Genomic DNA, 23,870 nt, shown 5'->3' on the forward strand with positions numbered 1-23,870 from the left:
GCGTATCGGCGGGCGTGGATCAATGCGCCGCGCCCCAGCTCTTGCCGAACCCGATCTCTACGCCCAGCGGCACCGACAGCGACACCGCCGGTTCGGCCGCGCCCGCCATCACTTCGCGGATGACCTTGCCCGCCGCTTCCGCATCCGCCTCGGGTGCCTCGAACACCAGTTCGTCGTGCACCTGGAGCAGCATCCGCACATGGCCCAGGCCAGCCGCGGCGAGCGCGGGTTCCATGCGGACCATCGCGCGCTTGATGATGTCGGCGCTGGTCCCCTGGATCGGTGCGTTGATCGCGGCGCGCTCGGCCCCCTGGCGCTCGCCCTGGTTGCGCGAGGCGATGCGCGGAAAATGCGTCTTGCGGCCGAACAGCGTGGTGGTGAAACCCTTCTCGCGAACGCTGGACAACGTTTCGGCGATATAGCGGTTGATGCCCGGGAAGCGCTCGAAATAGCGGTCGATCATCGCCTGCGCCTCGTCCGCCGACACGTCGAGGCGGCCCGCAAGCCCCCAGCGCGAAATGCCGTAGAGGATGGCGAAGTTGATCGTCTTGGCCCGGCCGCGCGTGTCGCGATTCACCTCGCCGAACAGCTCCTTGGCGGTCAGGCTGTGGATGTCGTCGCCATTGGCGAAGGCGTCGCGCAGCGCGGGCACGTCGGCCATATGCGCGGCCAGCCGCAATTCGATCTGCGAATAGTCGGCGGCGATCAGGACATGGCCCTCTTCCGCGATGAACGCCTCGCGCAGCTGCCGCCCGACCTCGGTACGGATCGGAATGTTCTGCAGATTGGGTTCGGTCGAGGACAGGCGCCCGGTCTGCGCGCCGGTCAGGCTGTAGCTGGTGTGGACGCGGCCGGTCTTGGGGTTGATCTGCGCCTGGAGCGCGTCGGTATAGGTGCTCTTCAGCTTGGACAGCTGGCGCCATTCCAGGATCTTGCGCACGATCTCCGCCGCGTCACCGCCGTCGCGCGCCAGGCGCTCGAGTTCGGTCACGTCGGTGGAATAGACGCCGGACTTGCCCTTGCGCCCGCCTTTCAGTCCCAGTCGGTCGAACAGGATCTCGCCTAGCTGCTTGGGGCTGCCGATGGTGAAGGGGGTGCCCGCCAGGCCATGGATTTCGCCCTCCAGCGCGGCGATCTGTCCGGCGAACTCGGTCGAAAGGGCGGCCAGTCGCTCGCGATCGACCTTGATCCCGCGCCGTTCCATCCCCGCGATCACCGGCACCAGCGGCCGGTCGACCATCTCGTAGACGCGCGTCGCCTGCTCCATGGGGAGGCGCGCCTTGAACCGCTTCCACAGGCGCAGCGTCACGTCGGCATCCTCGGCGGCGTAGCGGGTCGCGGTCTTCAGATCGACTTCGTGGAAGCCCAGCTGCTTCTTGCCGGTGCCGACCACCTCCTTGAAGGCGAGGCAGGTGTGCGACAGGTGAGTCGCGGCCAGCTCGTCCATGCCGTGCCCGTGCAGGCCGGCATCGAGGTCGAAGCTGAGGACGATCGTGTCGTCGTGCGGCGCGACGACGATGCCGCGCTCGCCCAGCACGATCATGTCGAACTTCAGGTTCTGGCCGATCTTCAGGACCGACGGGTCCTCGCACAGCGCCTTGATCCGCTCGAGCGCTTGCGCGACCGGAATCTGCACCGGCACTTCCGACAACAGGTCGTTGCCGCCATGGCCGAGCGGGATGTAACACGCCTTGTTGGGCGCGAGGCACAGGCTGACGCCGACCAGTTCGGCCTGGGTCGCGTCGGTCGAGCTGGTCTCGGTATCGATCGCGATGAAGCCCTGGTGACGGGCGTCCGCGACCCATTGGTCGAGCGTGTCGAGGTCCTGCACCGTGACATAGCCGTCGAGATTGCACGGCTCGTCATCGTCCATCGGGGCGGCGGGCGCAGCTTCCCCGGCGGCGGGGGCGGGCGCGGCATCGTCGGTGATCTGGCCCATCTTGGCGATCAGCGAGCGGAAACCGTGATGCTCCAGGAACGCGCGAAGCGGCGCATCCGGGATGGTCGGATGCAGCGCCAGTTCCTCCAGCGGCTGCGGCAGCGGCGCGTTGCACTCCAGCGTGACCAGCCGCTTCGACAGCCGGGCATTGTCGGCATGTTCGATCAGGTTGTCGCGCAGCTTGCCCTTCTTCATCTCGGGCGCGGCGGCGAGCACGGATTCCAGGTCGCCATGCTCGACGATCAGCTTGGAGGCGGTCTTGGGCCCGACACCCGGCACGCCCGGCACGTTATCGACGCTGTCGCCCATCAGCGCCAGCACATCGCCCAGCTGCTTGGGCCCGACACCGAACTTCTCGACGACATAGGCCTCGCCCAGGCGCCGATTGTTCATCGTGTCGAGCATGTCGAGGCTGCCATCCTCGACCAGCTGCATCAGGTCCTTGTCGCCCGACACGATCGTGACCTGCCACCCTTGCGCCAGCGCGGCGCGGGCATAGCAGGCGATCAGGTCGTCCGCCTCCAGCCCCATCTCCTCGATGCAGGGCAGCGAGAAGGCGCGGGTGGCATCGCGGATCATCGGGAACTGGGGCACCAGATCGGGCGGGGGCGGGGGCCGGTGCGCCTTGTACTGGTCGTACATCTCGTTGCGGAAGGTCTTGGACGACTTGTCGAGGACCACCGCCATATGGGTCGGCCCGTCGGCGGCGTTGATCTCGTCCACCAGCTTCCACAGCATGGTGGTATAGCCATAGACCGCCCCCACCGGCTCGCCATGCTTGTTCGTCAGCGGCGGCAGGCGGTGATAGGCGCGAAAGATATAGCCGGAGCCGTCGACAAGATAGAGATGGGGCATGATCCGCGCGGTTTAGCGGAACAGAGAGAGGGTAAACAGCCCCTGATCGCACCGGTTTTTGGGGCGTGTGGCGGATGGGCCACGCTCCGCCTGATGTGCTGATTTCGCGACGGGAATGAGGTGGAAATTCGACGTTCAATCCTGTGTCATGAGGATCCAGATGCCGAACGCCAAGAACAACATGTAAAGCGCCACGACAGACCAGAAATATACCGGGTTGGCTTCCCGTTCTGCATCCGGGAACCACCTAACGGGCATTCGACCCGAGCGAACACCCCAGATCAAGCAGCAGCCAAACGCGAGCACCATCAGTAGGCCCGCGAATCTCACGCCACCTGCTCCACCTGTCTACGTTCCGTTCTACCCATTTCAGAACGCTGCCCGCTTTTGCCAATGTCCGCAATTGGAGGCAAATAGCCACGAGCCCCAAGCGCCAGATCAGTTCGCCACCGCCACCGGCCCGCGTGGCGGCCCCGCCGCATCGGCCACGGCCGCCGCGACATTCTGGATCAGCAGCTGGCGCTTGCGGATATCCTCTGTCGTGTCGCCGATCATCACCGCGATGGCGAAGCGGCGGCCATCGGGGGCGGTCAGCAGGCCGACATCGTTGAAGCCCGCATTGCGGCGGCCCAGATCCTGACCCGTCCCGGTCTTGTGCGCGATCGTCCAGCCGCTGGGCACGGCGGCGCGCAGGCGGGCATGGCCGGTCCGCGAGGCCTCCATCGTGTCGATCAGGATGCGGGTGGAGGTTTCCGACAACAGCTCGCCTCGCGCCAGCCGGGCCAGCGCATCGGCGATGGCGATGGGGGCCGCGCCATCGGGCGGATCGCTGACATAGGTGTCGAGCGCCGCCGCCCGTGCCGCCGGGTCGAGGCGGTTGCGCGCCGCCTGGAACGCCCCGGCCATCGCGAAGGCGGGCTGCCAGGTCAGCCCGGCGGTCTTGGCCTGGAGCAACCGCTCGCCGGGGCCGAAGCGGATGTCGCCCAGCCGCTTGTTGGCGATCATCGTGCGCACCGCCTGCGGCCCGCCGACATAGGTCAGCAGCCGGTCGTTCGCGGTATTGTCGCTCTGCGTCAGCGCACGGGTCAGCAGCTCGCCGACCGTGGTGTGGTATCCGTCCCCCTTGACCAGCATCGCGATCGGCTGGTGGAACAGGGTCAGGTCCTCGCGCCGCACGACGATCGGCTCGTCCAGTCGGGCACGGCCCTGGTCGCGCAGGTCAAGCAGCGTGATCGCGACCCACAGCTTGGAGACGGATTGCTGCGGCAGGCGCTGGCGACCGCCGACCTCGACGGTCCAGCCGTCGTCGACCGCCCGCACGGCAATACCCTTCTTGCCCGTAAAACCGGCGGACAGGCGGTTGATCGCACTGACCAGTCCGGCGGGCGCGGACGGCGCGCGACTGGGGCGGGGCGGGGGCAGCGGCATCGACACCGCGACCTGCGGTTCGGGTGCGCTGGGGGTATAGGCAGTGGAACCGGGGCGCGTGTCCGTCCCGCACGCCGCCAGGCTCAACAGAATTGCGACGGGCCCCAGACGCAGCCCACCGTTCGCTATTCGCTTCGTCACCGTCGTACCCCGCTACACCCGGCCATCCTTACGTGTTGACCAAATGGGGGAAATCCCCCCGCACGGAGCTTGCGACGAACGGCGGCACGCACACGACAAGCCGCGAAACCCTTTACGGAATCAGGATCGTGTCGACCGCGTCGGGCAGGGTCTGCGGATAATCCAGCGTATAATGCAGCCCCCGGCTCTCCTTGCGGTGAAGCGCGCAGCGGACGATCAGTTCGGCGGTCTGGAGCAGGTTGCGCAGCTCGATCAGGTCGGGCGTGACGCGGAAATGGCCGTAATAGTCGTTCACCTCGTCGGTCAGCATGCGGATGCGATGTTGCGCACGCTCCAGCCGCTTGGTGGTGCGCACGATGCCGACATAATTCCACATGAAGCGGCGGATTTCGGTCCAGTTCTGCTTGATGACCACCTCTTCGTCCGAATCGGTGACGCGGCTTTCGTCCCAGGGGCGGATGGCGGGGGCGGGGGGCAGGTCATCCCAATGCGCCGCGATATGGTTCGCGCACGCCTCGCCATAGACGAAGCATTCAAGCAGCGAATTGGACGCCAGGCGATTGGCGCCGTGCAGGCCGGACTGGGTCACCTCGCCCGCCGCATAGAGGCCGGGCAGGTCGGTACGCCCGTCGCGGTCCACGATCACGCCGCCACAGGTATAATGCTGGGCGGGGACGACCGGGATCGGCTGCACCGTCATGTCGATGCCGAGCGACAGCAGCTTTTCGTGGATGTTGGGGAAATGCTCGCGCACGAAGGCGGGCGACTGGTGGCTGATGTCGAGATGGACGTAATCCAGGCCCAGCCGCTTGATCTCATGATCGATCGCGCGCGCCACGATGTCGCGCGGCGCCAGTTCGGCGCGCGGGTCGAGATCGGGCATGAAGCGGTGGCCGGTCTCGGGGATCTTCAGGTGGCCGCCCTCGCCGCGAACCGCCTCGGTGATCAGGAAATTCTTGACCTGGGTGTTGTAGAGGCAGGTCGGGTGGAACTGCATGAATTCCATGTTCGACACGCGCGCGCCTGCCCGCCAGGCCATGGCGATGCCGTCGCCGGTCGCCCCCTTGGGCGCGGTCGAGAATTGATAGGTGCGGCCCGCCCCGCCGGTCGCCAGGATGGTCGCGCGCGCCTTGTGCACGACGACGCGGCCCGTCCGCCGGTCGACCGCATAGATGCCCCAGACATGGCCCGCGCCCGAATAGCGCATTTCGTGGCGGCTGGTCGCCAGGTCGATCGCGACCTGGTCGGGGACCAGCGTGATGTTGGGATGCGCCTCGGCCGCCCGCAGCAACGCGTCGAGCACCGCCCAGCCGGTCGCGTCGGCGACATGGACGATGCGCCGGTGCGAATGCCCGCCCTCACGCGTCAGGTGCAGCATATTGCCCTCGGTCGCGAACGGCACGCCGAGTTTCTGGAGCCGTTCGATCGCGGCGGGGGCGTTCTCGACGACGAACTCGACGGTGGCCCGGTCGTTCAGGCCCGCGCCCGCGACCATCGTGTCCTCGATATGGCTGTCGAAGGTGTCGCCGGGTTCCAGCACGGCGGCGATCCCGCCTTGCGCCCAGGCGGTCGAGCCCTCGTTCAGCTTGCCCTTGGCCAGCACCGTCACCTTGAACCGGTCGGCGAGATTCAGGGCCGCGGTCAACCCGGCCGCGCCCGATCCGACGATCAGGATATCGGAATCGGTCATGCGCGGGCTCCTTGGGGCGCGTTGGCGGAATACATCGCTTCCCTCTGGCACGGTCCAGGGGGTTGGGACAGGGGGTTAACGCCTTGCCGCGCCACGCCGCCATTCCCACCTCTTGCCCATGACGCTGGCCCGGCCCGATTGGCGCGATCGTCTGCGCGCAGGCATTCCCACAGGCTTGATCGTGGGAGCGCTCGGCTATGCGCTGGTCGCAGGTCTCGGCTTCGCGCCCGTGTTGCCGGTGCCGTCGGAGGCGCTCAACAGCTTCGACGTGCGCCCGCCCGCACCCCCGCCGCCGCGAATCCAGCCCAAGCGTATCCCCAGCCACCGCCCGCGCGGGGCCGCCGCGCCGCCCAACATCCGCTCACAGGCGACCGAGATCGTCGCGCCGCCACCGGTCGTCGTCCTGCCGCCTGTATCCCCGGTCGTCGTCGCGCCGGTGGCGGGAACCGGCGTGCAGGCGACACAGGGCGCCTCCGACAAGCCGGGGCCCGGCACCGGGGCGGGCGGGATCGGCAATGGCACGGGCAGCGGAGGTTCTGGCGACGGGGACGGCTATGGCGACGAGACGCCGCCGCGCCGAATCAAGGGGCGGATCAGAAATTCGGACTATCCCGAAGCGGCCGCCGAAATGGGTGCGAGCGGCAGCGTGACGGTGCGCTATTTCGTCAATGTCGACGGCCGGGTCAGCGGCTGCGTGGTGACGCGGAGCAGCGGCAATGCCGTGCTCGACGAGACGACGTGCCGGTTGATCGAGCAGCGCTATCGCTACGACCCGTCGCGCGATGCCGATGGGCGGCCGGTGCGCTCGATCATCGTAGTCAGCCAGGATTGGGTGCTGGAGCGGATGCCTGCCGAGCGGTGAGGGCGTGGGCTTCGACTCCGGCGCAAAGCGCCGAAGTTCATCCTGGGCGGCTGGCTTGCCAGCCAGCCGAAGGGCTCAGCCTGGACGGAATCAAGGGCTGGTTCGCCCAGAGGCGCAGAGGCGCGGAGGACGCAGAGGTGTCCGGCCCTGGTTGTTTGTCGGTCCACACCAACAGGTCGTCATGGATTGGGGATGCGCTATCCCCGCACCGCCCATCTCTGCGTCCTCCGCGCCTCCGCGCGAACCAAAATCTTTCTTCTCCCCAAACCCCGTTCAGGCTGGGCGAGGTCGAAGCCCAAGGGAAATCCCCAGCCTTAAACCGCCACGCTTCGCGTCAGCGACAGGAACACGTCCTCGAGATCGGCCTCCTTGGTCGAGACGTCGACGATGCCGTACCCGTCCGCCTGCACCGCCGCCAGCACCTGGCCCGCATTCACCTTGTCCTTGGCATAGGTGATTTCCAGCGTGCGCGTGCCCTTCAGCACGATCTTGCCGAAGCTGGCATGGTCGGGCACCGCCGCGACGTCGCGGTCGACGGTGACGGCGACGATCTTTTCCTGCGCCTTGCCGACCAGTTCGCGGGTCGGCTCGTTGGCGACCAGGCGACCATGATTGATGATCGCGATCCGGTCGCACAGCTCCTCGGCCTCTTCGAGATAGTGGGTGGTCAGCACCACCGTCACGCCCTGTTCGTTCAACTGGCGGACATAGGCCCAGAGCTGCTGGCGAAGCTCGATATCGACGCCCGCCGTCGGCTCGTCGAGGACCAGCACGGGCGGCGAATGCACCATCGCTTTCGCCACCATCAACCGCCGCTTCATGCCCCCCGACAGGGTACGCGAATAGGCCTTGGCCTTGTCCTCCAGATGGACGGCGCGCAGCAATTCCATCGAACGGCGCTGCGCCTTGGGCACGCCGTACAGCCCGCCCTGGATCTCCAGCGTCTCCAGCGGCGTGAAGAAGGGGTCGAACAGGATCTCCTGGTTCACGATGCCGATTGACGCCTTGGCGTTGCGCGGATGCTGGTCGATGTCGAAGCCCCAGATCGAAGCTGTGCCCTCGGTCTTCATGACCAGCCCGGCCAGGATGTTGATCAGCGTCGACTTGCCAGCGCCGTTCGGCCCCAGCAGCCCGAAGATCTGGCCGCGTGGCACGTCGAAGCTGACCCCGTCGAGCGCACGCTTGCCGCCCTGATAGGTCTTGGCGATGCCCTGGATCGAGATGGCGGCTTCTGTGGTGGCGGTCATGGACCCCGAGATAGGCCCGCACGGGCAACAGGCCAAGCCGGTTTTCGGGAATTGCACGGGGGACGGCACCTTGCTATCGCGCAGGGCTATGTTGCCGCCGCCTGAAACCACCCGCGTCACCCAGACCCGCGTCGCTTGCGACGGTGCCACCGACATTCCGGGCGGCGCCGCGCTCGGCCATCCGCGCATCTGGTTGCAGATCGACGAGACCGGCTATGTCGATTGCGGCTATTGCGATCGCCGCTTCGTGCTGATCGGCGGTGCGGCGGATGGCGTGGATCAGGCGGCGTTGCCTGATCATGGCGACGGCGCGGGGCGCTAAGCTCCCCCAACGCTGTTGAGATTCACGCCCCTCCCGCAGGCGGGAGGGGATGGGGGAGGGCTTTGCCACGAGCGACAGGCTCGGTGAGACCCCCATGCCCTCCCCCGACCCCTCCCGCTTGCGGGAGGGGAGAAGCGGAGCGGCTTGGAGTTTCAAACCCCGGCCGGGCATCCTATATCCCGAAGATGACCGCCACCGATCCCCGCTCGTTCCTGTACCGTGACACGCTGGACCCCGATGCTGCGCTGCGCCTCACCGCCAGCGCCCTGTCGCGTGCCGACGATGGCGAGCTCTACCTGCAATATAAGCGATCTGAAGCGTTCGGCTTCGACGACGGGCGGCTGAAGACCGCCGCCTACGACACCCATTCGGGCTTCGGGCTGCGCGCGGTGTCGGGTGAGATGACCGCCTTCGCGCACGCCAACGAACTCTCGGAGGCCGCGATCCAGCGCGCCGCGCAGACCATGGCGCTGATCGACCCGGCCAAGGGCGCCGCCGCCGCTGCGCCACAGGGGACCAACCGGCATCTCTATACCGCGACCGATCCGCTCGACCTGATCCCCTTTGCCGAGAAGGTGTCGCTCTGCCAGACGATCGACGCCGCCGCCCGCGCGCGCGATCCCCGCGTGGTGCAGGTGTCGGTCGGCCTGTCGGGAAGCTGGAGCGTGGTCGAAATCGTCCGCGCCGACGGCTTCGTCGCCACCGATGTGCGGCCGCTGGTGCGGCTGAACATCTCGGTCGTGGTCGAACAGAATGGGCGGCGCGAGACGGGCAGCTTCGGCATTGGCGGGCGCTATCTCTACGACCGGCTGGTCGCGCGCGAAACCTGGGAGCGCGGGATCGACGTCGCGCTCAACCAGGCCCTGGTCAATCTCGACTCGGTCGCGGCGCCTGCGGGTGAGATGACCGTGCTGCTCGGACCGGGCTGGCCGGGCGTGCTGCTGCACGAGGCGATCGGTCACGGGCTGGAGGGCGACTTCAACCGCAAGGGCACCTCGGCCTTTTCGGGGCGGATCGGCGAGCGGGTCGCGGCACCCGGCGTCACCGTGGTCGATGACGGGTCGCTGGCCGACCGGCGCGGCTCGCTGTCGATCGATGACGAGGGCACGCCGACGCGCGAGGTCGTGCTGATCGAGGACGGTATCCTGAAGGGCTATATGCAGGACCGGCTCAACGCGCGGCTGATGGGTGTCGCGCCCACCGGCAACGGCCGCCGCGAGAGCTTTGCCCATGCGCCGATGCCGCGCATGACCAACACCTTCATGAAGGGCGGGCAGGACGATCCCGCCGAACTGCTGTCGCGGGTGAAGAACGGCATCTTCGCCAAGTCGTTCGGCGGCGGTCAGGTCGATATCGTGTCGGGCAAGTTCGTCTTTTCCTGCACCGAGGCGTACCGGATCGAGAACGGCAGGCTCGGCGCGCCGATCAAGGGTGCGACGCTGATCGGCGACGGCCCCAGCGTGCTGACGAAGGTGACAGGCATCGGCAACGACTTCGCGCTGGACGAAGGCATCGGGGTCTGCGGCAAGGGCGGGCAGAGCGTGCCCGCCGGTGTCGGCCAGCCGACGCTGCTGGTCGAAGGGCTGACCGTCGGCGGGACGGCGCTGGCGGCGTAACGGATATTCCTTCCCCGCAAGGGGAGGGGGATCATGCGAAGCATGGTGGAGGGGTGTTCGCACTAACCGCGACACCCCTCCGGGCTGCCACCTTCCTGTACAGGTGAGGAACGGAAAGCTGCCCAAAAAACGGGCAGGTCAGGTCCGATGCCTAAAAATTGATGCAGCCAGCGAGCGATTCATGCCGCGCTGCACCATGGCAACGCTGTAAAAGTAACGAAAATGTAAACTGGCACACCCCTTGCGAGGCTGCTCCCCGAGTAACGCAAAGGGGGCGCAGGTGAAGCTGATCATTGCTATCATCAAGCCGTTCAAGCTCGACGAGGTGCGCGAAGCGCTGACGACCTTGGGCGTGGCGGGCATGACGGTGACCGAGGTGAAGGGGTTCGGGCGGCAGAAGGGCCAGACCGAAATCTATCGCGGGGCCGAGTACAGCACCAACATGGTGCCCAAGATCAAGATCGAGGTCGTCTGCGCGTCCGAGATCGCCGACCGCGTCGTCGAATCGATCCAGGCCGCCGCCAACACCGGCGCGATCGGCGACGGCAAGATCTTCATGCTCGATGTCGGCCAGGCCGTGCGGATCCGCACCGGCGAAACCGACGACGCAGCGCTCTGAGAGGGGGGATTTCGATGAAGCACATCACCAAGATGGCGACCGGTGCCGCAGGCCTTGGCCTGACGCTGTTCGCCGCGCTGCCCGCCTGGGCGCAGGATGCCGCCGCCGCCGCACCCGCCGCGACCGTGAACAAGGGCGACACCGCCTGGATGCTCACCTCGACCGTGCTGGTCATGATGATGATCCTGCCGGGCCTGGCGCTGTTCTATGGCGGCCTGACCCGCGCGAAGAACATGCTGGCGACCATGACCCAGATCGGTGCGGCGGCCTGCCTCGCGATGCTGATCTGGGTGATGTACGGCTATAGCCTGGCCTTCGGGCCGGACGTGTCGGGGGGCGCGTCCAACTTCATCTCCGGGCTGGGCAAGGCATTCCTGAAGGGCGTGACCCCGGCCAGCCAGGCGGCCACCTTCACCGCCGGCGTCGAGATTCCCGAATATGTCTTCATCTGCTTCCAGATGACCTTCGCCGCGATCACCGCCGCGCTCGTCCTGGGCTCGGTCGTCGAGCGGATGAAGTTTTCGGCGGTCATGGCCTTTACGGCGGTGTGGCTGACCATCGTCTATCTGCCGATCGCGCACATGGTGTGGGCATCGTCGGGCCTGTTCTTCAAGGCGGGCGCGCTCGACTTTGCGGGCGGCACCGTGGTCCATATCAACGCCGGTGTGTCGGCGCTGGTCGCCGCCCTGATCCTGGGCAAGCGCATGGGTTATCCGACCACGCCGATGCCTCCGCACTCGCTGACGCTGACCGGGGTCGGCACCGGCCTGCTGTGGGTCGGCTGGTTCGGGTTCAATGCGGGCTCGGCGCTGGAAGCCAATGGCTCGGCGGCGCTCGCCATGATCAACACCTTCGTCGCGACGGCGGCTGGTGGCCTGGCCTGGATGCTGGCTGAGCGGGTCGCGGGTCACAAGGGTTCGGCGCTGGGTTTCTGCTCGGGCATCGTCGCGGGGCTGGTCGCGGTCACCCCGGCCGCCGGCAACTCGGGCCCGTTCGGTGCGATCGTGCTCGGCGCCATCGCCAGCGTGGTCTGCTTCTATGCGGTGTCGGTCCTGAAGCCCAAGCTCGGCTATGACGATGCGCTCGACGCCTTCGGTGTGCACGGCATCGGCGGCATGGTCGGCGCGATCGGCACGGCGGTGGTCTATGCTCCGTCGCTGGGCGGTCCGGGTGCGGCCGATTACGACATGGGTGCCAAGCTGCTGGTCCAGCTGGGCGCTGTCGCCACCACCATCGTCTGGGCCACCATCGGCACCGTCATCGCGATGTTCGTTGCCAAGGCCCTGACCGGCCTGCGGGTCTCGAAGGAAGTCGAGCAGGAAGGCCTCGACCTCGGCGAGCACGGCGAGCGCGCCTACAACTGATCGGGAGCGGGGGCACCAAGAACCCCCGCACCCCACGACGTTCCTCCTGCGGACGACCTAAGCCCGGTGCGGCAACGCACCGGGCCTTTTTTTGTGTGTGGGTTGGGGGAGGATTCCGGCCCTCGCAAGGAGGGTAGGAGAAACCCCAACCTCCGTTCAGCCTGAGCGAAGTCGAAGGCCACGCCATGCCCTCGCCGCGAACGCTGTCCCGTGCACTTCGACTTCGCTCAGTGTGAACGGAGTTGGGGAACAGGCGGAACGGAGGGGGGGGGTAGGCGGAACTGGGATTAGGAGCGTGAGGCTCCCTTACCGCCCCTTCGGCCCCGCCGCCGGACCCGCGGGCCGGGCCTGGGCCTGTGCCGCCTTGGCCGCCTCATACTCGTCGAAGGTGCGCGACAGCAGCGCCTGGGCTTCGGCTTCGGTCACCTTGCCGTCCTTGTTGGCATCGGCCTTGGTGAACCACAGGTCGGCCAGACGCGCGGCATGGACGTCGTCGAGCTTCTTCTGGCCGTTGCCCATGCGCATGATCGCCGCCTTCACCTCGGCCTTGGTCAGCACGCCGTCGTGATTGGTGTCGCGCGCCTTGAACTCACGTGAGAATTTGGCGGCGGCGGACGCGCGCGTGTCCTGCGCCGTGGCGGGGACGGCAAGGGTCGCGGCGATCAGGCCGGCCAGCGCACCGGCGATGGGGAAACGGGTCATGCACGATACTCCTGAACGGGACATCAGGGCCGCTCCTGACGCCCTTTGGCTGTCCGCGCAATGAACGAGTGGGGAACGACGCCAACCGAAGGTTGCGTGGGACCGCGACAGCGCATAGGGGCCGGGTCAAACCCACCCCTTCCTCTTTCCTAGGGACTTTGCCATGAGCGAAGATATCAAGCGCGTCGTCCTCGCCTATTCGGGCGGCCTCGACACCAGCGTCATCCTCAAGTGGCTGCAGCAGCATTACAACTGCGAGGTCGTGACCTTCACCGCCGATCTGGGCCAGGGCGAAGAGCTGGAGCCCGCGCGCAAGAAGGCGGAGATGGCGGGCGTGAAGCCCGAACATATCTTCATCGACGATCTGCGCGAAGAGTTCGTCAAGGACTACGTCTTCCCGATGATGCGCGCCAATGCGCTGTACGAGGGCACGTATCTGCTCGGCACCTCGATCGCGCGGCCGCTGATCGCCAAGCGCCAGATCGAGATCGCCAAGATGGTCAATGCCGACGCGGTCAGCCATGGCGCGACCGGCAAGGGCAACGACCAGGTTCGCTTCGAACTCGGCTATTACGCGCTGAACCCCGACATCAAGGTCATCGCGCCGTGGCGCGAATGGGACCTGACCAGCCGCACCAAGCTGATCGAATTCGCCGAGGCGCACCAGATCCCGGTGTCGAAGGACAAGCGCGGCGAGGCCCCCTTCTCGACCGACGCCAACCTGCTGCACACCTCGTCCGAGGGCAAGGTGCTCGAGGATCCGTGGGATGAAGTCCCCGATTACGTCTATTCGCGCACGGTCAATCCGGAAGACGCGCCCGACGTGCCCGAGGTCATTACCATCGACTTCGAACGCGGCGACGGCGTCGCGCTGAACGGTGAGGCGTGCTCGCCCGCCACGCTGCTGGCCAAGCTCAATGAGCTGGGTCGCAAGCACGGCATCGGCCGCCTCGACCTGGTCGAGAACCGCTTCGTCGGCATGAAGAGCCGCGGCATGTACGAGACGCCGGGCGGCACCATCTATGCGCTGGCACATCGCGGTATCGAGCAGATCACGCTCGACCGGGGTGCCGCGCACCTGAAGGACGAACTGGCGCCGCGTTATGCCGAGCTGGTCTATAACGGCTTCTGGTTCAGCCCCGAGCGCGAGATGCTGCAGGCCGCCGTCAACTACAGCCAGGAGAAGGTGACCGGCACCGTCCGCCTGAAGCTGTACAAGGGCCAGGCGATCGTCACGGGCCGCAAGTCGCCCTACAGCCTGTACTCGGAAAAGGTCGTCACCTTCGAGGACGACCAGGGCGCCTATGATCAGCGCGATGCGGCGGGCTTCATCAAGCTCAACGCGCTTCGCCTGCGCCTGCTGGGGCGTCGCGACCAGGGCTGATCCGGCTCGGGTTCGACGGACGAAGGGGCGGACGGGGCAACCTGTCCGCCCTTTTTCGTGGGGGTGCCGGAGCGGATGGCGAAGGCGCAAGCGTGCACTTCGACTTCGCTCAGTGCGAACGGAGGGAGGGGCATAGGCCCGGCGCGCTTGCCCCGTTCCCGACCGCCGTTCCGCCTGAGCATAGTCGAAGGTCATGGGATGACCTTCGCGGCACCCGCAACAACTCGCCGCAGCGCAGGCCGCGTTCGTCTTGTCCTTGCCCCCTTCGATCCGCTAGGCCCGGCGGCATGAATGGGGGAAAGCTCAACTGGTGGCAGACGCGGTGGTTCGTGGCGGCGATGGCGCTGCTCGCGGCGCTGCCGTTGATCTGGCCGACCGTACCGCCGCTGGTCGACCTGCCGGGTCATATGGGGCGGTATCGGGTCCAGCTGGAATATGCCAACCAGCCCTGGCTGGCGACCTGGTATCGTTTCGAATGGCAGATGATCGGCAATCTGGGCATCGACCTGCTGATCGAGCCGCTGGCGCCGATCTTCGGGTTGGAACTGGCGGTCAAGCTGATCGTGATGGCGATCCCGGTGCTGACCGTGACCGGCCTGCTGTGGATCGCGCGCGAGGTGCAGGGGCGCATTCCCGCCACCGCGCTGTTCGCGCTGCCGCTGGCCTATAGCTATCCCTTCCAGTTCGGGTTCGTGAATTTCGCGCTGGCGATGGCGCTGGCGCTGAACCTGTTCGCGCTCTGGCTGCGCATGGGGCGGCTGGGCGCGGTCAAGCTGCGCGCCGTGCTGTTCGTGCCGCTGTCCTGTGTGCTGTGGGTGGCGCATACCTTCGGCTGGGGCGTGCTGGGCGTGCTGGCCTTTTCGGCCGAGCTGATCCGCCAGCACGACATTCGCCGGGCCAAGGGGGCGCACGGCGTCCGCGGTTGGGCGGAGTCGGCCTTCCATGCCGGGCTGGGCTGTATCCCGCTGGCGCTGCCCATGGTGCTGATGGTGCTGTGGCGCTCGGGTGCGGACGTCACTGGCAAGACCGGCGACTGGTTCAACTGGCGCTGGAAGATCAACTGGGTCACGATGGTGCTGCGCGATCGCTGGATGGCGTTCGACCTGGCGTCGGTGACGGTGCTGTTCCTGGTGCTGCTGAAGGGCGTGCGCGACGAGCGGGTCGAATATTCGCGCAATCTGGTGCTGTCGGCGGCGTTCCTGGCGGTCGTCTATATCCTGCTGCCGCGCATCGTGTTCGGATCGGCCTATGCCGATATGCGGCTGGCGCCGTACGTGCTCGCCATCGCGCTGATCGCGCTGCGGCCCCGGCGCGGCCTGTCGCTGCGCGGGGCGTCGACGCTGGCGGTCGTGGGGCTGGCGTTCTTCGGCGTGCGGATCGCGGCGACCACGGTCAGCTATGTGATGTACAGCAACGACTATGACCGGGTGCTGAGCGCGCTGGATCATGTGCCGCCTCGCGCGCGGCTGCTGACGTTCGTGGGCCGCCAATATTGCGCCGATGTCTGGCCTTCGAGCCGGCTGGAGCATGTCGCCGGCCTCGCGCTGGAGCGCAAGCTGGCCTATGCCAACGACCAGTGGTCGATGGCGGGCGGGCAGTTGCTGACCGTGCGCTATGCCCCCGCCAAGCGGTTCGCGCACGACCCGTCGGAGATCGTGACGCAGCGGCGCTGCCGGGGGCAATGGTGGCGGCCGGTCGACACCGCGCTGAAGCTGCTGCCGCGCGACGCGTTCGACTATGTCTGGCTGGTCCATGCGCCGCGTTATGACGAGAGCCTGACGCGCGGGCTGACGCCGATCTGGCGGGCGGGCGACAGCGTGCTGTATCGCATCGACGACCGCCGCCCGATCATCGACCCGGCGGCCTATGAGATGCTCAGCCGTCCCTCGCCCGAGGAAGACAAGCGCGTGCCCGCGCGGCGCAAGGCGACGGCCGACCAGGACGACTAGGCAAGCGCCCTAGCCCCGGCGGAACGGGGTCAACTCGCCCAGATAGTCGCTCTCCGCCGCGATCGCCTCACGCTCCCGCTCCACGAACTCGGCGACCGCGCGGCGAAAGGCGGGGTGGGGGATGTAATGCGCCGAAAAGGTCGGCACGGGGGCGTAGCCGCGCGCCAGCTTGTGCTCGCCCTGCGCCCCCGCCTCGACCGTCGCCAACCGCCGCGCGATGGCGGCGTCGATCGCCTGGTAATAGCAAAGCTCGAAATGGAGGAAGGGCACCTCCTCGACCGCGCCCCAATAGCGGCCGTACAGCGTGTCCGCGCCGATCAGGTTCAGCGCCCCCGCGATTGGCACGCCGTCCCGCTCGGCCAGGATCAGCAGCACCTTGTCGCCCATCTGCTCGCCGATCCGGTCGAACGCGGCGCGGGTCAGATAGGGGCGGCCCCATTTGCGGCTGCCGGTATCCTGATAGAAGGTCCAGAAGGCGTCCCAATGCTCGGCGTGGATATCCGCCCCCGACAAATGCCGGATGGTCAGCCCCTCGACGGCGGCGGCGCGTTCCTTGCGGATCGCCTTGCGCTTGCGACTGGCCAGCGCGTCCAGGAAGTCGTCGAAGCGGGCATAACCGTCATTGCGCCAGTGGAATTGCACGCCCTCGCGGATCAGCCAGCCCGCCGCCTCGAAATAGGGCAGCTGGTCGGGCGTGACGAAGGTCACGTGCGCGGAGGACAGTTCGTTCTGGTCGGTCACCACCTCGATCGCGGCGATCAGCGCAGGGGCGAGCGAGGGTTCGCGGAGCAGCAGGCGGGGGCCGGGCACGGGCGAGAAGGGCGATGCGATCTGGAGCTTGGGGTAATAATGCCCGCCCGCCCGTTCCCAGGCATCGGCCCAGCCCTGGTCGAAGACATATTCACCTTGGCTATGCGCCTTCAGATAGGCCGGGGCGATCGCGGCAGGCTGTCCGTCGGGGCCGTCGATGACGATCGGGGCAGGCGTCCAGCCCGATCGGCCGCCGACGCTATGCGATGTCTCCAGCGCGGTCAGGAAGGCGTGGCTGACGAACGGATTGGCAGTGCCAGCGCAAGCGTCCCACTGGTCGGGGGACAGGGCGGCGACGCCGGACAGGATACGCGCGACGGCGGTGCTCATCGCTGGCAGATATGCGGTGCGGGGTGGGGTGGGACAAGGGGGGCGGCGACAGGGTTCGTGGCTTTCCCTCCCCCATCCCCTCCCGCCTGCGGGAGGGGTGCGTTACCGGGCAGGCGTCTTCCCGCCTTCGCGACAGAAGCGTGTTCTGGCCACGAAGCACGCCCCTCCCGCAGGCGGGAGGGGATGGGGGAGGGCGGGGCCGCAGGCCCCCCCCAAAGAAATCAAACCAACGCGACGATCGCGTCGACCTCGACCGCCGCACCCAGCGGCAGCACCGGCACGCCGACCGCCGAGCGGGCGTGACGCCCGGCCTCGCCGAACAGCGAGACCATCAGCTCCGACGCGCCATTGGCGACCTTGGGCTGGTCGGTGAAGTCACTGCCTGAGTTTACGAACACGCCCAGCTTCACGATCCGCTTCACGCGGCCGAGATCGCCGTTCAGATACTTCTTGATCTGCGCGACCAGCATCAGCCCGCACGCCTGCGCCGCCTTCTGCCCGTCTTCCAGCGAGACGCCTTCGCCCAGCCGCCCGGTGACGAGCTGGCCGTCGATAAAGGGCAGCTGGCCCGAAATGTGAAGAAGCCCGCCCGCCTCGACGACGGGGACATAGGCGGCGACGGGGGCGGCAGCCTCCGGCAGGGTGAGGCCGAGCTGCTCGAGCGCGCGATCGATATGGGTGGTCATGGGGCGAGACATGACGTGCCCGCCCCATGGCCGTCAAGCCATCGGATCAGGCGGCGGTATCAGGTGGCGGCGGGCTGCCCCCCGGCGAAGCGTGCGGCGATCCAGGCCTGCGCCTGTCGCCAGTCGTCGATCCGCGCATGGGCGTCCGGCGCGGGTGGCACGTGCGGGGCCATTTCCGGTTCGGACACCATGTGCAGCCGGTGCACCTGCGGGGCATGTTCGGCGACCGAGGCATGATGCTGGGGCAGGTCGTCGACGAAAACGGTGACGGGGTGGCCATGCTCGGCGACCAGCCGGGCGACCGGCTCGCCCTTGCCGCCCGAATTGCACTGGACCCGGTGGTGGATGCCGAATCGTGCCAGCTGTTCGATTCGCGGCGTCCGGCATTCCTCGATCAGGTTGGTCAGGATGACGATGTCGGCCTGGTCCGCCAGCGCCGCCAGCGCCTCGGCGGCGTGCGGCACCAGCGTCTGGCGCTCCATCTCACCGGGGAAGAAGCCGTGCAGCAGATCCCAGGCCTCGGCCTGGTCGAGCGCTGCGCCACCGTTCCGCCGGGTCATCGCCCCGAAGAAATCATGCCGGTCGAGCGCGAAGTCGATGTCGTGCGCCTCGTCCAGCCAGGTACGAAAATGGCGGACCATGTGCACCAGCACTTCGTCGCAGTCGCAGATCAGCAGCGGCTTCATGCGGCCTCCAGCACCCGGCGCGCGGCGACCAGCGACTCGGGGCGCTCGCCCAGTTCGTCGGCACAGGCGATCAGGTCGGCTTCATGCCCCTCCAGGAACGACAGGATCGCGGCCATGACGCCCGGCTGTTCGGCACCTGCCCGCAATTCCTCGACCGACAGGCCGGTCAGCGCCAGCAGCCGCTCGGCCCGCGACGGGCTTTGCAGCGTCCAGACCAGCGCCCGAAGCGCCAGCGACCCGGCTTGCTCGATACGTGCGGGCTCGATTGTATCCGGTCCGGGCATTGCCTATCGTCACCTCGTGAATGGTGGAGACCGCGTGACAAGAAAGGTGCTCGTTGTCGAGGACAACGAACTCAATCTGAAACTCTTCTGCGACCTGTTGCGCGCGCACGGCTTCATCGCCGAGCCGGTGCGGGACGGGCGCGAAGCGGTGGCGCGCGCCCGCGAGACGCAGCCCGACCTGATCATCATGGACATCCAGATGCCGCATGTGACCGGCTATGAGCTGATCCTGGAGCTGAAGGCCGACGAGGATCTGCGCCGAATCCCGGTGATGGCGGTGACCGCCTATGCGGGCCGCGACGACGAAGACCGCATCCGCGCGGCGGGGGCGGATTCCTATGTTTCCAAGCCGATCAGCCTGATGCGGTTCATGGAGGCGGTGAACGGGTTGTTGTGAGGGGGGGGCGTTGGGTCCAAACCTCCGTCCGCTACGCTCCCCACTGTCCATTCGCACTAAGCGGAGTCGAAGTGCACGCTCCGGAGCTCCGCTATGAACGTCACCCCGTGGCCTTCGACTTCGCTCAGGCTGAACGGAGGGTTGGGATGAGTGGTCTGCCCGGATGGGGATGTGACGACGCAGCTATCCCCAAGAAGACAAGATCGAGCCGGCCAGCCCGAGCGAGGCATAGACAGCAACGATTATTCTCGTGCTGTTCGCATAGCCACGCCGAGCCAGGAACCAACCGAACACCAACGGCATGGTCAACAGGCCGAGCATCAAGGGGCCGCTGATCTGGCGACTTTGGGAGGGACGTTGATCAAGACCTGTCTTGATGGTCGCGTCGGGCATCAGGTCTTTGATCATGGAAACGCTGCGGCGGCAATGGCGCGAGAGCGGCTCCAGCCGCCCCAGGCTCAATCCTCCGAATCATTCTCCACGGCCACGGCCTTCCGCCCCTTGAACCCCTGCGCGACGACGAACCATTCTACCGAGCCCTTGCGGCTCGACGGCGGCTTGGCGTGCTTCACGGTGGCGAAGTGGCGCTTCATCTCGGCGACCAGCTGCGAATCGGCGCCGCCCGCGAACACCTTCGACACGAACACCCCGCCCGGCGACAGCACGTCGCAGGCAAAGGCGAACGCCGTCTCGACCAGCGCCATGGTGCGCAGCGCGTCGGTCTGCGGGTGGCCGACGGTGTTGGCCGCCATGTCCGACATGACCAAGTCGGGCGTGCCGCCCAGCGCGTTCATCAGCGCGTCCGGCGCGGCATCGTCCATGAAGTCCATCTCGAAGATGGTGACGCCGTCGATCGGGTCGACCGGCAACAGGTCGATGCCGACGACCGCCGCATTCGGCAATGTGCGCCGCACCACCTGAGACCAGCCGCCCGGCGCCAGCCCCAGGTCGATGATCCGCTTCTTGCCGCGCAGGAAGCCGAACCGCTCGTCCAGCTCGATCAGCTTGTATGCCGCACGGCTGCGATACCCTTCCGCCTTGGCGCGGCGGACATAGGGGTCGTTCAGCTGGCGCTCGAGCCAGCGGGTCGATTGGGCGGTGCGCTTCCGGGCGGTGCGCACGCGCTGGTGCAGCCCTGCATTGCCTCTGCTCACGATCTGGCGATTCCCATCAAACGGCGCAGGATTCCCTCGCGAATCCCACGGTCGGCGATCCCTAGCCGCTCGGCGGGCCAGAGGTCCAATATCGTCTCCAGGATGGCGCAGCCCGCCACCACCAGATCGGCGCGTTCGGGGCCGATGCACGCCACCTTGCCGCGCGCGGCCAGGCTCTTGCGCGACAAATCGGCGCTGATCTCGCGCATGGCCGCGGTGGGTACGATCAACCCGTCGACGGCGTTGCGGTCGTAATGGCTCAGCCCCAGATGGACGCTGCCCAGCGTCGTCACCGTGCCGCTGGTGCCCAGCAGCCGGGGGCTTCGCAAATTTCTCGGCAGGCGCGCGGCGAAATCGGCGAAGCTGTCCGCCACCATCGCGCGCATTCGCGCATAGGCGGCCAGCCGCCCGGCCTCACCCTCGCCACCGCCCGCGCTTTCGGTCAGCGAGACGACGCCCCAGGGCGCCGAATGCCAGTCGAGGATGCGTGGGCTGGCCCCATGCGTGTCGACCAGCACCAGTTCGGTCGAACCGCCGCCGATGTCGAAGATCAGCGCGGGGTCCTCGCCCGGCTCGATCAGCGCATGGCAGCCCAGCACCGCCAGCCGCGCCTCTTCCTCGGCCGAGATGATGTCGAGGTGGATGCCGGTTTCGGCCAGCGCGCGCGCGATGAAGGCGGGGCCGTTGGCGGCGCGGCGGCACGCCTCGGTCGCGACGGCGCGCGACAGGGTGACGTTGCGGCGCTTCAGCTTGTCGGCACACACGCGGAGAGCGGCGATGGTGCGGTCGATCGCGGCGTCGGACAGGCGGCCCGTCGTCGCCAGTCCCTCACCCAGTCGCACGATCCGCGAAAAGGCGTCGACGACGGCAAAGCCGCCGCCCTGCGGCCGCGCGATCAGCAGGCGGCAATTGTTGGTGCCCAGATCGAGCGCGGCATAGGCCTGCGCATCCGACCACCGGCCACGCTGGGGCCGGGGGGGTGCCGAACGGGCAGGGGGCTTGGCCTGCCGGTACGGCCTTCGGGTGGGAACATCCCCCATCGCCGTATCTCGCTTATTCTGTTCTATCCGTCACGGACATGAGCGTCCGCCGGTGTTTGAATCTCAAGGTAGCGAGTCGGCGCCCGCGCGACAAGACGCCGGGCGGCTGGCCCGGCGGATTTCGGTTGACAGGCCCGATCGGCCCGCATAGAGGCACGCCCCTGTCCGGTGCCCCGTCGTCTAAAGGTAAGACCACGGACTCTGACTCCGTTAATTGAGGTTCGAATCCTCACGGGGCATCCAGACACTTCCACAAAATTCCAGACGCACCTTACGACCAGCCCTCGCGCGTCAGTATTGGCGCGTGTTCGGGCCCGGACATGCCGGGCCCGTCTCAGGCGGATGATCCGGCCGTCAGCGCAGGATGATGTCGGCGCCGTGCTTGTGCGCGCGGATTTCATCCTCGGTCAGGCCGTTGATCTCGTGCGGGAAGATCAGCCAGTCGTTCGTTTCATGGACGAAGAAGTCGGGCGTCAGGTCGGTGACGTTGCGCGACGGCTTGTAATAGACCGTCGCGACTTTCGCCTCGTGGGGCATGTTGTTCCGGCACCGCGCCCTCAATTCCTGCAGCACCGCGCGGATCGAGCGTCCGGAATCGAAGACATCGTCGATCAGCAGCAGGCGATCCTCCGGGTTGAGGACATCGACCAGATGGCCCAGCCCATAGATGCGGACCTGCGGCTCCTGCTGGTCGATGCCGGTATAGGAGGCGGTGCGGATCGCGATATGGTCGCTGGGCACCCCGCGATATTCGAGCAGCTCCTGGACCGCGATGCCCACTGGCGCGCCGCCGCGCCAGATGCCGACGATATGCGTCGGGCAAAAGCCCGAATCGAAGACCAGATTGGCCAGCCGGAAGGAATCCTCCAGCAGGCGATCGGCGGACAGATAGATTTTGGTGGTCACGGGATCGTCCATCATCGTTGCGGGGCGGCGGCACGACACCATCGACGTCCATCCGGACTGGCCCTTTTGATAGGCTGCATCGGCAAGGGCAACCGCGACGTGACGGGGAGAGTCAGAGGAAAGGCAGGCAATATGATGCCACCCGCTATTGCCGGGGATGAAGCGTTGACGAAGGTCGCGACTATTCCGCCGCAGATGATGGCCTGCCGGATATAATGGTGAGCGAGGTGCGGGCGCTGTTCGGACAATAGTCCGCAAGCAACGCGACAAACACGTGTCGGCGGCTGTCTTTCGACAGCCGCCTCACATTTTCCACCGATGTTGGAAAGTGGTGCCCAGAAGAGGACTCGAACCTCCACGACCTTGCGATCGCCAGCACCTGAAGCTGGTGCGTCTACCAATTCCGCCATCTGGGCACGGGGTAGGCGTGTGCCTTTAGGGTAGGGTTCGAATCCTTGTCAACGGCTTTTTTGCGGGGCAAAGGGGCGGTGCACAAAAAATCTGGCGAATAGGGACGGTCATGACGAACAAGCTGGTGACGCTGATCGGCGGCGGGGGCTTTCTGGGCCGCTATGTCGCACGCGAACTGATGCGGGACGGGACGCGCGTACGGATTGCGCAGCGCGATCCGCGCCAGGCCTATTTCCTGCGCACCCAGGGCGGGCTGGGCCAGACCCAGTTCGTGGCCGCCGACATCGCGCGTCCCGACACGGTCGCCCGCGCGGTCGAGGGTGCCGATGCGGTCGTCAACCTGGTCGGCGTGATGGGCGGCAATATGGAGCGTATCCATGTCGACGGCGCGCGCGCCGTGGCCGAGGCGGCGGCACGGGCCGGGGCCAGGGCGCTGGTCCATGTGTCGGCGATCGGCGCGGACGCGCATGGCGCGGCGGCCTATGCGCGCTCCAAGGGGCAGGGCGAGGACGCCGTGCGCCAGGCCTTCCCCGGCGCCACGATCCTTCGCCCCTCGATCGTGTTCGGCCGCGAGGACCAGTTCGTGAACCGCTTTGCGGGCATGGTGTCGGCCCCGATCGTGCCGATCCTGCGCGCGGGCGTGAAATTCCAGCCGGTGTTCGCGGGCGATGTCGGCGAGGCGGTCGCCACCGCGCTGCGCGATCCCGAATCGCACGGGCACAAGACCTATGAGCTTGGCGGGCCGGACGTCATTTCCATGGGCGAGCTCGTCCGCTGGATCGCGCAGACGCTGGGCCGCAAGCCGACCTTCCTCGAAATGCCCGATTTCGCGGGCGCCTTGCTGGCACGCCTGCCGGGCTCGCCGATCAGCCAGGATCAGTGGCTGATGCTGCAGCAGGACAATGTCGTGGCCGCCGGTGCACCGGGCTTGGCCGAGCTGGGCATTACGGGCGCGCCGCTGGCGACCGTGGCCCCCGAATATCTGATCCGCTTCCGCAAGGCGGGGCGCTTCGGGCGGCGGGCCGAGACGCTGGCGGCCTGAACCGTC

At 67.2% G+C, this 23,870-nt stretch carries 22 protein-coding genes and 2 tRNA genes; 10 read left to right on the top strand and 14 right to left on the bottom strand.

Going from position 1 to position 23,870, the window contains the following annotated elements; translation table 11 throughout:
* Positions 1–19: 19 nt before the first annotated feature.
* The 3 genes from polA to nadB all read right to left on the bottom strand — a co-directional run bounded on the left by polA (position 20) and on the right by nadB (position 6,053).
* Positions 20–2,794: a DNA polymerase I gene (polA, locus tag SOM26_RS11725; RefSeq protein ID WP_320452907.1), complete on the bottom strand. Its 2,775-nt coding sequence runs from the start codon at positions 2,792–2,794 to the stop codon at positions 20–22.
* 438 nt (positions 2,795–3,232) lie between these two features.
* Positions 3,233–4,363 (bottom strand): serine hydrolase, encoded by a 1,131-nt coding sequence (locus SOM26_RS11730; RefSeq protein WP_320452908.1) that lies wholly within the window; start codon positions 4,361–4,363, stop codon positions 3,233–3,235.
* Between the two features lie 112 nt (positions 4,364–4,475).
* A complete protein-coding gene (nadB, locus tag SOM26_RS11735; RefSeq protein ID WP_320452909.1) occupies positions 4,476–6,053 on the bottom strand; it encodes an L-aspartate oxidase in 1,578 nt (525 codons plus the stop codon).
* Between the two features lie 118 nt (positions 6,054–6,171).
* On the opposite strand from nadB, the gene SOM26_RS11740 reads away from it, so the two are divergent.
* Positions 6,172–6,915, top strand: a complete 744-nt coding sequence (locus SOM26_RS11740; RefSeq protein ID WP_320452910.1) for an energy transducer TonB — start codon at positions 6,172–6,174, stop codon at positions 6,913–6,915.
* Between the two features lie 314 nt (positions 6,916–7,229).
* Here SOM26_RS11740 and SOM26_RS11745 read toward each other — a convergent pair whose 3' ends face one another.
* Positions 7,230–8,162 (bottom strand): ABC transporter ATP-binding protein, encoded by a 933-nt coding sequence (locus SOM26_RS11745; protein WP_320452911.1) that lies wholly within the window; start codon positions 8,160–8,162, stop codon positions 7,230–7,232.
* An 88-nt stretch (positions 8,163–8,250) separates the two neighbouring features.
* On the opposite strand from SOM26_RS11745, the gene SOM26_RS11750 reads away from it, so the two are divergent.
* The 4 genes from SOM26_RS11750 (at position 8,251) to SOM26_RS11765 (ending at position 12,083) form a co-directional block, all read left to right on the top strand.
* Positions 8,251–8,484, top strand: a complete 234-nt coding sequence (locus SOM26_RS11750; protein WP_320452912.1) for a zinc-finger domain-containing protein — start codon at positions 8,251–8,253, stop codon at positions 8,482–8,484.
* Between the two features lie 185 nt (positions 8,485–8,669).
* Positions 8,670–10,100: a metalloprotease TldD gene (tldD, locus tag SOM26_RS11755; RefSeq protein WP_320452913.1), complete on the top strand. Its 1,431-nt coding sequence runs from the start codon at positions 8,670–8,672 to the stop codon at positions 10,098–10,100.
* Between the two features lie 280 nt (positions 10,101–10,380).
* On the top strand, positions 10,381–10,719 hold the full coding sequence (locus SOM26_RS11760; RefSeq protein ID WP_058717839.1) for a P-II family nitrogen regulator: 339 nt from the start codon (positions 10,381–10,383) through the stop codon (positions 10,717–10,719).
* Between the two features lie 14 nt (positions 10,720–10,733).
* On the top strand, positions 10,734–12,083 hold the full coding sequence (locus SOM26_RS11765; protein WP_320452914.1) for an ammonium transporter: 1,350 nt from the start codon (positions 10,734–10,736) through the stop codon (positions 12,081–12,083).
* Positions 12,084–12,389: 306 nt separating this feature from the next.
* On the opposite strand, the gene SOM26_RS11770 is transcribed toward SOM26_RS11765, so the two are convergent.
* On the bottom strand, positions 12,390–12,785 hold the full coding sequence (locus SOM26_RS11770) for an EF-hand domain-containing protein (protein WP_320452915.1): 396 nt from the start codon (positions 12,783–12,785) through the stop codon (positions 12,390–12,392).
* Positions 12,786–12,948: 163 nt separating this feature from the next.
* Here SOM26_RS11770 and SOM26_RS11775 point away from each other — a divergent pair, with 163 nt between their 5' ends.
* Positions 12,949–14,169, top strand: coding sequence for an argininosuccinate synthase (locus SOM26_RS11775; RefSeq protein ID WP_320452916.1), 1,221 nt, complete (start codon positions 12,949–12,951; stop codon positions 14,167–14,169).
* Between the two features lie 287 nt (positions 14,170–14,456).
* Complete coding sequence (locus SOM26_RS11780; RefSeq protein ID WP_320452917.1) at positions 14,457–16,118, top strand: hypothetical protein; 1,662 nt, start codon at positions 14,457–14,459, stop codon at positions 16,116–16,118.
* Between the two features lie 9 nt (positions 16,119–16,127).
* Here the strand turns inward: SOM26_RS11780 and SOM26_RS11785 are convergent, their stop codons facing one another.
* The 4 genes from SOM26_RS11785 to SOM26_RS11800 all read right to left on the bottom strand — a co-directional run bounded on the left by SOM26_RS11785 (position 16,128) and on the right by SOM26_RS11800 (position 18,914).
* Positions 16,128–17,258, bottom strand: a complete 1,131-nt coding sequence (locus SOM26_RS11785) for a GNAT family N-acetyltransferase (protein WP_320452918.1) — start codon at positions 17,256–17,258, stop codon at positions 16,128–16,130.
* Between the two features lie 221 nt (positions 17,259–17,479).
* A complete protein-coding gene (locus tag SOM26_RS11790; RefSeq protein WP_320452919.1) occupies positions 17,480–17,944 on the bottom strand; it encodes a RidA family protein in 465 nt (154 codons plus the stop codon).
* Between the two features lie 59 nt (positions 17,945–18,003).
* Positions 18,004–18,630: an HAD family hydrolase gene (locus tag SOM26_RS11795; protein WP_320452920.1), complete on the bottom strand. Its 627-nt coding sequence runs from the start codon at positions 18,628–18,630 to the stop codon at positions 18,004–18,006.
* Positions 18,627–18,914 (bottom strand): DUF3572 domain-containing protein, encoded by a 288-nt coding sequence (locus SOM26_RS11800; RefSeq protein ID WP_320452921.1) that lies wholly within the window; start codon positions 18,912–18,914, stop codon positions 18,627–18,629. Before SOM26_RS11800 ends, SOM26_RS11795 begins: the two co-directional genes overlap by 4 nt.
* Positions 18,915–18,948: 34 nt before the next feature.
* On the opposite strand from SOM26_RS11800, the gene SOM26_RS11805 reads away from it, so the two are divergent.
* The gene (locus SOM26_RS11805) at positions 18,949–19,311 is read left to right on the top strand and encodes a response regulator (RefSeq protein ID WP_320452922.1); all 363 of its coding nucleotides are present in this window, start codon (positions 18,949–18,951) and stop codon (positions 19,309–19,311) included.
* A 183-nt stretch (positions 19,312–19,494) separates the two neighbouring features.
* Here SOM26_RS11805 and SOM26_RS11810 read toward each other — a convergent pair whose 3' ends face one another.
* The 3 genes from SOM26_RS11810 to SOM26_RS11820 are packed head-to-tail and all read right to left on the bottom strand — an operon-like array spanning position 19,495 to position 21,505.
* A complete protein-coding gene (locus tag SOM26_RS11810; protein ID WP_320452923.1) occupies positions 19,495–19,719 on the bottom strand; it encodes a hypothetical protein in 225 nt (74 codons plus the stop codon).
* 50 nt (positions 19,720–19,769) lie between these two features.
* Positions 19,770–20,465 (bottom strand): RlmE family RNA methyltransferase, encoded by a 696-nt coding sequence (locus tag SOM26_RS11815; protein ID WP_320452924.1) that lies wholly within the window; start codon positions 20,463–20,465, stop codon positions 19,770–19,772.
* Positions 20,462–21,505: a Ppx/GppA phosphatase family protein gene (locus SOM26_RS11820; RefSeq protein ID WP_320452925.1), complete on the bottom strand. Its 1,044-nt coding sequence runs from the start codon at positions 21,503–21,505 to the stop codon at positions 20,462–20,464. Before SOM26_RS11820 ends, SOM26_RS11815 begins: the two co-directional genes overlap by 4 nt.
* Before the next feature lie 169 nt (positions 21,506–21,674).
* Between SOM26_RS11820 and SOM26_RS11825 the strand changes: the two genes are divergently transcribed.
* Positions 21,675–21,748, top strand: a tRNA-Gln gene (locus tag SOM26_RS11825).
* Between the two features lie 111 nt (positions 21,749–21,859).
* Here SOM26_RS11825 and SOM26_RS11830 read toward each other — a convergent pair.
* Both SOM26_RS11830 and SOM26_RS11835 read right to left on the bottom strand, forming a co-directional pair.
* Positions 21,860–22,426: a phosphoribosyltransferase gene (locus SOM26_RS11830; protein ID WP_320452926.1), complete on the bottom strand. Its 567-nt coding sequence runs from the start codon at positions 22,424–22,426 to the stop codon at positions 21,860–21,862.
* Positions 22,427–22,740: 314 nt separating this feature from the next.
* Positions 22,741–22,827, bottom strand: a tRNA-Leu gene (locus tag SOM26_RS11835).
* A gap of 104 nt (positions 22,828–22,931) precedes the next feature.
* Between SOM26_RS11835 and SOM26_RS11840 the strand changes: the two genes are divergently transcribed.
* Positions 22,932–23,864, top strand: a complete 933-nt coding sequence (locus SOM26_RS11840) for a complex I NDUFA9 subunit family protein (protein ID WP_320452927.1) — start codon at positions 22,932–22,934, stop codon at positions 23,862–23,864.
* Positions 23,865–23,870: the final 6 nt, after the last annotated feature.

The sequence above is a fragment of the Sphingomonas sp. CFBP8993 genome (assembly GCF_034044895.1).
Lineage (GTDB): Bacteria > Pseudomonadota > Alphaproteobacteria > Sphingomonadales > Sphingomonadaceae > Sphingomonas.

Bases quoted from the DNA above. Each gene is read 5' to 3' on its own strand.
- polA (WP_320452907.1), bottom strand. From the start codon at position 2,794: ATGCCCCATCTCTATCTTGTCGACGGCTCCGGCTATATCTTTCGCGCC.
- nadB (WP_320452909.1), bottom strand. From the start codon at position 6,053: ATGACCGATTCCGATATCCTGATCGTCGGATCGGGCGCGGCCGGGTTG.
- SOM26_RS11740 (WP_320452910.1), top strand. From the start codon at position 6,172: ATGACGCTGGCCCGGCCCGATTGGCGCGATCGTCTGCGCGCAGGCATT.
- SOM26_RS11745 (WP_320452911.1), bottom strand. From the start codon at position 8,162: ATGACCGCCACCACAGAAGCCGCCATCTCGATCCAGGGCATCGCCAAG.
- SOM26_RS11750 (WP_320452912.1), top strand. From the start codon at position 8,251: ATGTTGCCGCCGCCTGAAACCACCCGCGTCACCCAGACCCGCGTCGCT.
- tldD (WP_320452913.1), top strand. From the start codon at position 8,670: ATGACCGCCACCGATCCCCGCTCGTTCCTGTACCGTGACACGCTGGAC.
- SOM26_RS11765 (WP_320452914.1), top strand. From the start codon at position 10,734: ATGAAGCACATCACCAAGATGGCGACCGGTGCCGCAGGCCTTGGCCTG.
- SOM26_RS11770 (WP_320452915.1), bottom strand. From the start codon at position 12,785: ATGACCCGTTTCCCCATCGCCGGTGCGCTGGCCGGCCTGATCGCCGCG.
- SOM26_RS11775 (WP_320452916.1), top strand. From the start codon at position 12,949: ATGAGCGAAGATATCAAGCGCGTCGTCCTCGCCTATTCGGGCGGCCTC.
- SOM26_RS11780 (WP_320452917.1), top strand. From the start codon at position 14,457: ATGAATGGGGGAAAGCTCAACTGGTGGCAGACGCGGTGGTTCGTGGCG.
- SOM26_RS11785 (WP_320452918.1), bottom strand. From the start codon at position 17,258: ATGAGCACCGCCGTCGCGCGTATCCTGTCCGGCGTCGCCGCCCTGTCC.
- SOM26_RS11790 (WP_320452919.1), bottom strand. From the start codon at position 17,944: ATGACCACCCATATCGATCGCGCGCTCGAGCAGCTCGGCCTCACCCTG.
- SOM26_RS11795 (WP_320452920.1), bottom strand. From the start codon at position 18,630: ATGAAGCCGCTGCTGATCTGCGACTGCGACGAAGTGCTGGTGCACATG.
- SOM26_RS11800 (WP_320452921.1), bottom strand. From the start codon at position 18,914: ATGCCCGGACCGGATACAATCGAGCCCGCACGTATCGAGCAAGCCGGG.
- SOM26_RS11810 (WP_320452923.1), bottom strand. From the start codon at position 19,719: ATGATCAAAGACCTGATGCCCGACGCGACCATCAAGACAGGTCTTGAT.
- SOM26_RS11820 (WP_320452925.1), bottom strand. From the start codon at position 21,505: ATGGGGGATGTTCCCACCCGAAGGCCGTACCGGCAGGCCAAGCCCCCT.
- SOM26_RS11830 (WP_320452926.1), bottom strand. From the start codon at position 22,426: ATGATGGACGATCCCGTGACCACCAAAATCTATCTGTCCGCCGATCGC.
- SOM26_RS11840 (WP_320452927.1), top strand. From the start codon at position 22,932: ATGACGAACAAGCTGGTGACGCTGATCGGCGGCGGGGGCTTTCTGGGC.